This window comes from Brachybacterium endophyticum (assembly GCF_003130585.1).
GTDB classification, from domain to species: Bacteria; Actinomycetota; Actinomycetes; order Actinomycetales; family Dermabacteraceae; genus Brachybacterium; species Brachybacterium endophyticum.
In genome coordinates this window covers 1-262 of record NZ_QFKX01000015.1, presented here as the reverse complement: position 1 = coordinate 262, position 262 = coordinate 1, and the positions used below count along the sequence as shown (strand labels likewise).

Genomic DNA, 262 nt, shown 5'->3' with positions numbered 1-262 from the left:
GATCGAGCAGTTCTACGATCAGCAGAACGGCATCCCGGTCGCGACGGTCCCGCTGTTCCAGCTGGACATGTGGGAGCACGCGTTCTACCTGGACTACCAGAACGTGAAGGCGGATTACGTCAAGGCGATCTGGAACATCGTGAACTGGGCCGACGTCCAGGCGCGGTTCGAGAACGCCCGTAAGACCACGGGCCTGGTCAACCCCGGCGCCTGAGACCGCTCATCGGGGTTGCTCCCTGCGAGCGGCCCCGCAGCCCGGGCG

General features: G+C 65.3%; 1 protein-coding gene. It reads left to right on the top strand.

Features of this window, described 5'->3' with window-relative positions; translation table 11 throughout:
* Positions 1-214, top strand: a 214-nt coding sequence (locus DEO23_RS15895; protein ID WP_240613134.1) for a Fe-Mn family superoxide dismutase, incomplete at its 5' end; no start/stop codon positions are given.
* Positions 215-262: the final 48 nt, after the last annotated feature.